Origin of the sequence: Gilliamella bombi, assembly GCF_900103255.1 — a bacterium.
In the GTDB taxonomy this organism is placed as follows: Bacteria; Pseudomonadota; Gammaproteobacteria; order Enterobacterales; family Orbaceae; genus Gilliamella; species Gilliamella bombi.
Genome location: NZ_FMWS01000039.1, coordinates 63,617 through 74,120, shown reverse-complemented (window position 1 = coordinate 74,120; position 10,504 = coordinate 63,617). Strand labels below are relative to the sequence as shown.

The 10,504-nt window shown below is 34.8% G+C and carries 11 protein-coding genes and 1 riboswitch; of the genes, 6 read left to right on the top strand and 5 right to left on the bottom strand.

The window, feature by feature from the left end; genetic code table 11:
- From B9N71_RS08365 to queD, 3 genes are all read right to left on the bottom strand, one after another.
- A partial coding sequence (locus tag B9N71_RS08365; RefSeq protein WP_085165492.1) for a DUF1176 domain-containing protein occupies window positions 1–968 on the bottom strand: 968 nt, incomplete at its 3' end.
- Between the two features lie 123 nt (window positions 969–1,091).
- Window positions 1,092–1,706, bottom strand: coding sequence for a 7-carboxy-7-deazaguanine synthase QueE (locus tag B9N71_RS08360; protein ID WP_143422091.1), 615 nt, complete (start codon window positions 1,704–1,706; stop codon window positions 1,092–1,094).
- Between the two features lie 2 nt (window positions 1,707–1,708).
- Complete coding sequence (gene queD, locus B9N71_RS08355) at window positions 1,709–2,131, bottom strand: 6-carboxytetrahydropterin synthase QueD (RefSeq protein ID WP_065611257.1); 423 nt, start codon at window positions 2,129–2,131, stop codon at window positions 1,709–1,711.
- A gap of 3 nt (window positions 2,132–2,134) precedes the next feature.
- Window positions 2,135–2,180: riboswitch (PreQ1 riboswitch) on the bottom strand.
- A 285-nt stretch (window positions 2,181–2,465) separates the two neighbouring features.
- Here queD and clpB point away from each other — a divergent pair.
- The 4 genes from clpB to hisM all read left to right on the top strand — a co-directional run bounded on the left by clpB (window position 2,466) and on the right by hisM (window position 7,663).
- Window positions 2,466–5,036, top strand: a complete 2,571-nt coding sequence (clpB, locus tag B9N71_RS08350; RefSeq protein WP_085165487.1) for an ATP-dependent chaperone ClpB — start codon at window positions 2,466–2,468, stop codon at window positions 5,034–5,036.
- Between the two features lie 425 nt (window positions 5,037–5,461).
- Entirely contained in the window at window positions 5,462–6,250 is a 789-nt protein-coding gene (locus B9N71_RS08345) for a lysine/arginine/ornithine ABC transporter substrate-binding protein (RefSeq protein WP_085165485.1), read from the top strand.
- 3 nt (window positions 6,251–6,253) lie between these two features.
- Complete coding sequence (locus tag B9N71_RS08340; RefSeq protein ID WP_085165482.1) at window positions 6,254–6,937, top strand: ABC transporter permease; 684 nt, start codon at window positions 6,254–6,256, stop codon at window positions 6,935–6,937.
- A gap of 6 nt (window positions 6,938–6,943) precedes the next feature.
- On the top strand, window positions 6,944–7,663 hold the full coding sequence (hisM, locus tag B9N71_RS08335; RefSeq protein WP_085165480.1) for a histidine ABC transporter permease HisM: 720 nt from the start codon (window positions 6,944–6,946) through the stop codon (window positions 7,661–7,663).
- Window positions 7,664–7,790: 127 nt separating this feature from the next.
- On the opposite strand, the gene B9N71_RS08330 is transcribed toward hisM, so the two are convergent.
- Window positions 7,791–8,165, bottom strand: a complete 375-nt coding sequence (locus tag B9N71_RS08330) for a hypothetical protein (RefSeq protein ID WP_065591008.1) — start codon at window positions 8,163–8,165, stop codon at window positions 7,791–7,793.
- 81 nt (window positions 8,166–8,246) lie between these two features.
- Window positions 8,247–8,873, bottom strand: a complete 627-nt coding sequence (gene lexA / locus B9N71_RS08325; RefSeq protein ID WP_065591009.1) for a transcriptional repressor LexA — start codon at window positions 8,871–8,873, stop codon at window positions 8,247–8,249.
- 257 nt (window positions 8,874–9,130) lie between these two features.
- On the opposite strand from lexA, the gene coaE reads away from it, so the two are divergent.
- Entirely contained in the window at window positions 9,131–9,736 is a 606-nt protein-coding gene (gene coaE, locus B9N71_RS08320; protein WP_085165478.1) for a dephospho-CoA kinase, read from the top strand.
- 5 nt (window positions 9,737–9,741) lie between these two features.
- The gene (gene zapD, locus B9N71_RS08315) at window positions 9,742–10,479 is read left to right on the top strand and encodes a cell division protein ZapD (RefSeq protein ID WP_034911364.1); all 738 of its coding nucleotides are present in this window, start codon (window positions 9,742–9,744) and stop codon (window positions 10,477–10,479) included.
- The last annotated feature ends 25 nt before the right edge of the window (window positions 10,480–10,504 follow it).

Here is a 10,504-nt window from a genome sequence, read left to right as displayed (position 1 = left end):
AGCATAAATTTATGTCCATTCCAAGTCCAGCTAGATTTTTCTAAACAATCTCCCTCACCTCTTAGCTTAGCTATACTGGATATTGTTCCATTTTTGTATGTATTGCCCTCATTATTTATAAATTTTATATTTTTATTACTTAGTTTAGCAGTGTTAGAAATTATCCAATAGGCGTTACCTGAGTTATATGCGCTAAACCAACACCTAGTTTCAAGTAAATCGTGGTTATTATCTAATTTAATTAACCGAAATCTTTTATCATATCCTTGTGTTTCATCATAATAAGGATCTTCTAAATCATAAGCATCACATTTAGCTTCATGTATATAGCGTTTTTTGAATTGAGGGAATATTTTAATTACTTCATTGGTATTAAGTTCTTGACTTTGTTCTGGAGCAATTACTTTACCTTTTTTTACAGTTGGTACAGGTATTGGTGCATAAACGTTTGATTCATTTTTATTACCATGTGCTATAACTGCGCCAGTTGTACCAACCCGTCCTTGTTTTTTGTCCATTGTTAACATGACATCATAAAATCCGCCATTGGTATAAAATGATTGACTTCTACTGTTACGGAATATAACTTTCTCATTTTTTGTAAATGCTTGAATAATTTTTGTAGCTTGGAATTGTGACAACTGATAAATATTATTTTGTATTTCTTTTAATTCGCCTAAATACTCTTGATTAATGAATGCAGCCAATGAATTATCTAATTGTTGAGTGTTTTTAATTTCAATACCTTCTTCATCTTCTTCTTTGTTATTTTTTGTTCTAACATAAATTTCAACTGGCTGATTGGCCCCCGCTTTTCGCTGGAATAAAATTGACGATTTTATCACTCCTGTATCAGATATATCACTATATTCTATAACACGACAAGTTAAAGTATTATCACAAACTATATCCCAAGCTATAACTGGAGTTGTAAACAAAGTTAGCAATAAACAATAGCAAAAACGCATGACAGTTAATTCCATATAAATAATTTATATGAGGTTATTATAGATTAAACAATTATTCAATTAAAATTAATAAAACTTCTTGATTTTATGAATATTTAATTAGTTCTCTTTAGTACTAATTTATCATTCTATATTGGCAAACTTGTGGCTTTGCACACTAAAAAGCCATTTATTATTCAGTCGATTTTGGTTGATTTTTCCTAACAACTCTATCGTTTCAAACATATTAAATGCACCATCTTTTTCACAAGGAGATAGATAATAGCGTTTGGCTTGAATATGAGTTTCGATATATTGGCAAAAAGGAATAAAATCGCAGTGATTTTCGGCTACTATGCGTACTTCATTTGCTATTGGTTGTACTATTTTTTGATAGCGTGACTGATAACAAAATTTAGGGCTTAGCGCAATATAATCAATAAGCGGATCGACTTTACCAAGACCGTTGCTTTCAATGGCGATGAAATAACCAGCTTTTTTGAGTGGCAAAAGCAATTCAGGTAACGCTTTAACCATTGTCGGTTCGCCACCTGTAATAATAATATTTTTGCTTTTATATTCGCTCACTTTAGTCATTAAAGCATCTAACGTGAATCGAGTAAATTTTCGAAAATTAGTGTCACACCAGGCACAATTTAAATTGCATCCTGCAAAACGAATAAAAACAGCAGGCATGCCAGTATTATAACCTTCGCCTTGTAAGGATTCGAAGATTTCAACAATACGAAATTCAATCATCATTAACTCCGATGATATTCACAATATGAAGTTGGCGTTTCCCATAGTTTGATCATCGAAACAGGCAAATATTGCGATAAGCAATCAAAAATAAATTTGCTCATTCCTTCTGCGGTGGTTCTACATGGAAAGGCAAAAATTTTACGATCCATTTCTTGTAGTAACGACGCGATACGGCACTCATTAGGGTTATGTTGATTGTAAAGATAGGCGTGATCTAACGGATCGACAATATGTTGTTTAACTATTAGCTTTAAATCGGCATAATCCATGACCATATCTTGGCTTGAGCCGTTATCAATAAGCTCTCCGCTAATTTCAACTAATAGGCGATAAGTGTGGCCGTGCAGATTATGACACTTTTTATTGTGCCCATCTAACATGTGACAAGCATCAAATTGAAACTCTTTGGCTATTTTGAACATTTTATATTCCTAGTTTTTTTTCGTGGGATGGATTACGAACCACGGTTAGCGAACCTAACAAAATAAAGGTAACAATATAAGGGATAAAAGTGAATTTGTCATCTTACCAGTATATCTTAAAACGAAATTTAGATGTAATTGCTTAAATTGCAAACAGCTTTATTTTTATGTCAATTAATTCTTACATACTTGATAATTTTGTTGTATAAATTTTGTAAAAAATATTTTAACTTTGCTCTTGAAATTTAGGTTGCAACACTCATTTAGATCACATGCAAATGGATTAAATGTGTTAAGCGTTTAATCCAAATTTATTGCTCAGGAGATAAACACTATGAGGTTAGATAAACTAACAAATAAGTTTCAACAAGCTTTAGCTGATGCGCAGTCAATGGCATTAGGTAAAGACAATCAATATATAGAGCCTGTGCATGTCCTATCAGCCATGCTTAATCAAGAAGGGAGTAGTGTAATGCCTTTATTGATTGCAGCAGGTGCAAATATTGTTAATTTACAACAAGAATTAGCTCAAGCTATTGACCGATTACCCCAAGTTCAAGGTGTGGGTGGAGATGTTATTCCATCGCAAGATTTTGTTCGAGTATTAAATCTTTGCGATAAATTATCCCAAAAGAACGGTGATAGCTATATTTCATCAGAACTCTTTATATTAGCCGCTTTAGAAGATAAGGGCAGTTTAGGCGATCTTCTTAAAAGATCAGGTGTTAATAAAGATAAATTTAGCCAAGCAGTTAATCAAGTAAGAGGTAGCGATAACGTGAACGATCCTAATGCAGAAGATCAACGCGGTGCACTTAAAAAATACACCATTGATTTAACTCAACGAGCAGAACAAGGTAAACTTGACCCTGTTATTGGTCGTGATGAAGAAATTCGTCGAACTATTCAGGTATTACAACGTCGTACTAAAAATAATCCAGTATTAATTGGGGAACCAGGTGTAGGAAAAACTGCTATTGTAGAAGGATTAGCACAACGCATTGTTAACCGTGAAGTCCCTGAAGGATTACGAAATAAACGCGTTTTATCATTAGACATGGGTGCATTAATTGCTGGTGCCAAATATCGAGGGGAATTTGAAGAACGCCTAAAAGCCGTGCTTAAAGACTTAGCAAAAGAAGAAGGTCGCATTATATTATTTATTGACGAAATCCATACCATGGTTGGCGCAGGAAAAAGCGATGGAGCAATGGATGCTGGTAATATGTTAAAACCCGCATTAGCTCGCGGTGAATTACACTGCGTGGGAGCAACAACGCTTGATGAATACCGTCAATATATTGAAAAAGATCCTGCGTTAGAGCGTCGTTTCCAAAAAGTATATGTTACCGAACCAACAGTTGAAGATACTATCGCTATTTTGCGTGGTTTAAAAGAACGTTATGAACTGCATCACCATGTGCAAATAACCGATCCGGCAATCGTAGCTGCGGCTACATTATCGCATCGTTATATTTCTGATCGCATGTTACCTGACAAAGCGATTGATTTAATTGACGAAGCCGCATCAAGTATTCGTATGCAAATGGATTCAAAACCAGAATCTTTAGATCGACTTGAAAGGCGCATAATTCAACTTAAACTTGAACAACAAGCGCTTAAAAAAGAATCTGATGATGCGAGTAAAAAGCGACTACAAATGTTAAATGATGAACTTTCTGAAAAAGAAAAGGAATATGCTTCACTTGAAGAAGAATGGAAGTCAGAAAAGGCAGCTGTTTCGGGGACTCAAAACATCAAAGCAGAACTAGAAAAGGCACGTACTGAAATAGAGCAAGCTCGTCGAGCTGGCGACTTGAACAAAATGTCAGAATTACAATATGGCAAAATTCCAGAGCTCGAAAAGAAACTTGCTTCAGCAACGCAGTTAGAAGGCAAAACCATGAAGTTATTGCGTAACAAAGTGACCGATAACGAAATTGCAGAAGTATTATCTAAAGCGACAGGTATTCCAGTCTCTAGAATGCTTGAGAGCGAAAAAGATAAACTATTGCACATGGAAGATGCCTTACATAAACGTGTAATTGGTCAAAATGAAGCAGTATTAGCGGTTGCAAATGCGATTCGACGTAGCCGAGCAGGGCTTTCAGATCCAAATAAACCGATTGGATCATTCCTATTCTTAGGACCAACGGGTGTCGGTAAAACCGAGCTTTGCAAATCATTGGCTAACTTTATGTTTGACAGCGAAGATGCTATGGTGCGTATAGATATGTCAGAGTTTATGGAAAAACACTCCGTTGCTCGCTTAATTGGTGCGCCTCCAGGTTATGTTGGGTATGAAGAAGGGGGGTATTTAACCGAAGCAGTTAGACGACGACCATACTCAGTAATTTTACTTGATGAAGTCGAAAAAGCACACCCAGATGTCTTTAATATCTTACTGCAAGTATTGGATGATGGGCGCTTAACAGATGGTCAAGGTCGCACAGTTGATTTTCGTAACACTGTCATAATTATGACATCAAACTTAGGTTCTGACCTAATTCAAGGTCAAGTTGAACTAAGTTATGACGAAATGAAATCTCTAGTGATGACGGTTGTAACCAAACACTTTAGACCAGAATTTATCAATCGTATTGACGAAACAGTGGTATTCCACCCATTAGGTCAAGAAAACATTAAAGCGATTGCCAAAATTCAGTTAGCACACGTTGAAAAACGTTTAGAAGAACGTGGTTACCAATTGGATATTTCGGATGCTGCACTTGAACAGTTAGCTAAGGTTGGCTTTGACCCAATTTATGGCGCAAGACCGTTAAAACGATCGATCCAACAAGAGATCGAAAACCCATTGGCACAACAAATACTGTCAGGTAAATTAGTCCCAGGTAAAACTATTCATCTAGATTTAGTTGGCGGCAACATTGAAGCCCAACAGTAATAAAACTTCAAAAGACAAACCGACCTCTATGGTCGGTTTTTTATACTTGATACAATTTAGTTTACCTATAATACTTAGAATTTAATCAGACAAACATTATTTTCGCAAAATGGATGTCTGATGAATAAAATAACAACAACACAAACCTGAACCCAACAAAACAACTCATTTTATACTTTAACATATAGTTACCTGAAACTTTTTGACAAAATTTTTTTAAAACCGTTTTCAAGGTTTTGCAACCAAAGCTTAATCAAACTAGCTTTTTGTTAGTTGTTAAAAGTAACAACTTTAACTATTTTGTCTAGCGTTTTTGCCATTAAGTAATTCTAATTTTATACACCACAATAATAACTTTTTTTTATTATAAAATTACCTTAGAACACGTTATATTATTGCCTTAAATAAAAAAGGAAAGATTAAACATGAAGAATTTATTAAAAAAATTAGTTATTTTTGGTTGTTTAAGCTTGCCAATGGCAAGTTATGCTGCCTTACCTGAATCGATTAAAGTTGGTTCGGATACGTCCTATGCGCCTTTTGATTTTATTGATGCTAATGGTGAAGTTACTGGATTCAACATTGAACTCACGAAAGCATTGTGTGAAAAGATCAATATTAAATGTACTTTTCAATCGACCGACTTCGATGCGTTGATCCCGTCGTTATTATCAAGAAAGATTGATATTATCTCGTCCTCGCTAATGATGACCGAAAAACGTAAAAAACAGATCGCTTTTTCTGACGAAATCTTTATGACTTATTCACGTTTGATTGTTAAAGAGGGTACTAATTTAATGCCTAATGCTGAGTCATTGAAAGGTAAGCGTGTTGGTGTTGAGCAAGGTACATCGCAAGAACATTTCGCCAACGAGATGTGGCGTCCGAACGGTGTAGTTATTGTGCCTTATCAAAATCAGTTACAAGTATTTTCTGATCTAGTGGCAGGTCGTTTAGATGCGGCATTGCAAGATGAAGTCACTGGCAGTTATGCCTTTTTAAAACAGCCACAAGGTAAAGGTTTTATTTTTGCTGGGGATGCTCTAACCGATGCGAACTACTTTGATGTTGGAGTAGGAATTGGTTTTCGTAAAAATGATAATGAGTTGCGCGAAGCCTTTAACCTAGCTTTAAAAGACCTCTTAGCTGATGGCACCTACCAAAAAATCAACAATAAGTATTTTGATTTTAATGTGTACGGTAATAAAAAATAAACCATGCAGGGGTATATTTCTTTAATTTGTCAAGGTGCATGGTTGACTATTATTTTAGCATTGACATCGCTACTACTGGCCATGATACTTGGTATTGTTTGTGCATTAGGTAAACTGAGTCATTCAAAAGTATGTAATGTGCTTTGTCAGGCTTATACATCGTTAATTCGAGGTGTACCCGATTTAGTGTTGATGATGCTAATCTTTTTTGGCTTGCAGTTTTTGGTTAATAATATAACTGATTATTTTAACGCTCCTTTTATTGAAGTTGATCCTTTAATCGCTGGTATTATTACGTTAGGCTTTATTTATGGGGCATATTTTACCGAAACTTTTAGAGGAGCTTATCTTGCTGTTTCTAGAAACACCTTAGCGGCAGCAACAGCGCTTGGTTTAAGTAAAGTGCAAGTATTTGGGTATGTAATGTTTCCTTTAATGATGCGCTTTGCCCTGCCAGGTATTGCTAATAATTGGTTAGTGGTGTTAAAAGCGACAGCATTAGTGTCGTTATTGGGGTTATCGGATTTAGTCAAAGCTACTAAAAATGCAGGTGAAGCTATGTACCAACCCTTATTATTTGCTTTGATTGCTGGGGCGTTTTATCTGTTTTTTACATCAATATCTAATATCATTTTATGGTGGCTTGAACGGCATTATTCTATTGGCATTACTAAAACTAAATTATAAGAACTCATGTTAGAAATTATTCAACAATATTGGCAATCACTATTATGGACCGATGGTTATAATATCACTGGTCTTGCGATGACGCTATGGATTTTTATTTTATCGGTTTTAATGGGGGGAATTTTGTCGCTAGCGTTAGCGGTAGGGCGAAACGCACAAAATAAACTGATTAAACTACCTATTTGGCTATTTACTTATATTTTTCGAGGTACGCCTTTATATGTGCAGTTATTGATTATTTACACTGGTATATATACCTTAAGTGTGGTTAAAAATAATGCTTGGTTAGGCGATTTTTTTCAAAGTGGTTTAAATTGTACGGTGTTAGCTTTTACCCTAAATACCTGCGCCTATACTACTGAAGTTTTTGCTGGAGCTATGCGGAATGTGCCAAATGGCGAAATTCAAGCTGCAACAGCACTTGGTTTTAATCGTTTTCAAATTTATCGTTATATCATTTTTCCAAGAGCATTTCGTATTGCATTGCCAACTTATAGTAACGAGGTTATTTTTATGTTGCATTCAACTGCACTGGCTTTTACTGTTACTGTGCCTGATGTGATGAAGATTGCGCGCGATATTTATGCCGAAACCTATCAACCTTTTCATGCTTTTGGTATTGCAGCAGTGATTTATCTTTGTGTGAGCTTTACATTGATTTTTAGTTTCAAAAAGTTAGAGCAACGTTATTTGGCTTTTCAGCAGGCTAATATACAAATCAGTTAATAAATTGATTTAGACTATTGGATAATTTTCTCAATTCGTTTATAAGGTTATTGATCTATCAAAATAAAAATCCGACAATTGTAATGACATTTGCCGGATTTTGGTTGTTTGTCGATTTGACAACATGTTAATTTATAGGATAAAAATCGTTTGTAGAGTCGGCATCATCATCATGGTGACTTGAGCCAGGTAATGCTCTAGCTCGTTCAATAGGAACATAACTGCCGCTAGGTGTTTCTACTTGGCATTCGCCTAAAAAGATAGAATATTTTGTGTTAGCTCGCATACTTTCGCCTCTAAAATAACAGTGAGTTGCATTATATAAATCAACGCGACAAAGTAATGCAATACCTAACCAAGTAATTAATACAGCTAAAGCAACCCATTTTAGATGTTTCCAAATAAAAAGCCAAAAACCGATCCCTCTAAAACGGCAGTACCCAAAAACGAGTAATAAAACTGCAATAAACCCTAAAAATTCGTATAACCAAAATAGCCACATAGTAATCTCCCACACGTTAGTTAAGTGCTATTTTATACTAACTTTGGCTATACTTCTATATACTTGCGTCTATGAGTTTGCTTACATCCAAGATCCGTTACGAATAATACCAACCGCTAATCCTTCAATAGCAAAATTTTGCTGTTCTAAATCAACTTTGATTGGCGAAAACTCGGCATTTTCGGCAAGAAGATGTACATGCTTGCCTTTACGCGACAAGCGTTTAACTGTAACTTCATCATCAATACGAGCTACAACAACTTGTCCATTTTTAACGTCTTGGGTTTTATGTACAGCCAACAAGTCACCGTCAAATATACCAATATCTTTCATTGACATACCTTGCACTCTTAATAAAAAGTCTGCGCGAGGTTTAAATAGTGAAGGATCAACTTGGTAATGGCTTTCAATATGCTCTTGCGCTAATATTGGCGAACCAGCCGCGACTTGTCCAATAAGGGGCAAACCATCCTGTTCGTTTGGCTCAATAGGTGTTTCAAGTAAAAGGCGAATTCCGCGTGATGAGCCGGCGATCATTTCAATTGCGCCTTTTTTAGCTAAGGCTTTCAGATGTTCTTCGGCGGCGTTGGCAGATCGAAACCCCAATTTCTGGGCAATTTCAGCACGTGTAGGTGGCATACCAGTATTTTGAATGTTATCTTTTATTAAATCATAAATCTGTTGTTGGCGCTCAGTTAATGGTCTCATTACATATTCCTGTTTTTATATACAGATACATGTAATTATATACAGCTAATAATATAAAACAACTGTTTTATTTAATTTATTTTTCAATTGGTGGTAAATTTTGGGGGGGATTGTTGTTATTATTCGCTAATTTTGTGAATTATTCTGGAAATGCAATAGTTAATTAACAACTGAATCTTTCTCCTTATTAGTATTATTTAATCAACTTATATATATGTTATAATAAAGCAATTTTTTGTTGGATTGGAATTTGCTTTATGCCTTATGTTGTTGCGCTCAGTGGTGGTATTGCCAGTGGTAAAAGCACTATTGCTGATTTGTTTGCCAAATTAGGCGTGCCTATTATTGATGCAGATATTATTGCGAGGCAAGTTGTGCAACCTGGTAGTTATGCGTTTAACCAAATTGTTAAGCATTTCAGCCAAGAAATTTTACTCGCTAATGGAGAACTTGATCGTAGTCAACTCCGCGAAATTATTTTTAATAATGAGCATGAACGGCTCTGGCTTAATAATTTGTTGCACCCCATCATTCAACAAGAAACTCAAACACAAATTGCTATGCAAAGTAAAATCTATCTAATTTGGGTTGTGCCGTTATTGATTGAAAACAATTTGCATACTTGGGCTGATCGTGTGCTGATAATTGATACCTCATTTTCACTACAATTGGAACGATTAGTAAAAAGGGATAATATTAGTGAATCATTAGCTAAAAAGATGATACAGTCACAAGTATCTTTAAAGAAACGTTTATCTTATGCTGATGATATTATAGTTAATGACGGTAATTTGTTGTCGCTAACAACACAAGTTAATCTACTGCATCAACAATATTTAAATAGCTTTAAAAGTAAGATTTAGAATAGATGAATAATATTATTTTTGAACATCCATTAAATGAAAAAATGCGTACTTGGCTTAGAGTTGAATTTTTATTAAATCAATTAAATGTACATTGTCATTTTAATGACAATAGTGCTTTGATTTTTTTTCATGCATTGTCTGAGTTGTTAGAGATTATTGAGCGTAATGATATTAAAGGTGATTTGGTTAAAGAGCTTGAATCGCAAAAACAAAAGTTAATTTTGTGGTTAAATGTCGAAGGCGTGGATCATGATTTACTCAATGACCTGATTCAGCAATTTGATGATTTTATTGTCCAATTTAATACAATTGGACGTTTAGGACAACCATTAAAAGATGATCGATTTATTACAGCCATTCGTCAACGTTTAATGATTCCGGGGGGATGTTGTAGTTTTGACTTGCCTTCGTTTCATTTATGGCTCAGAATTTCACAAGAAAGGCGTTATAATCAAATAAAAAATTGGTTACAACACTTATCAATACTTGATAAATCTCTAACATGTTATATGCAATTAATTCGACGGTTAGGGGAATTTAGACCGTTTGTTTATACCAATAATTTTTTTCAAGAAACAAATGGTGATGTTAATTTGATTCGTATTCGAATTTCTTTAGATAAAAATGTATATCCTCAAGTATCTGGTCATTTGTCGCGTTATAGTATTCGCTTTTTAGCACTTGAGAATTACGATAACGTCAATACTGATGAAATTGAATTTGAATTAGCCTGTTGTTGATTGAATACTGTTATTAAAAAAGAGT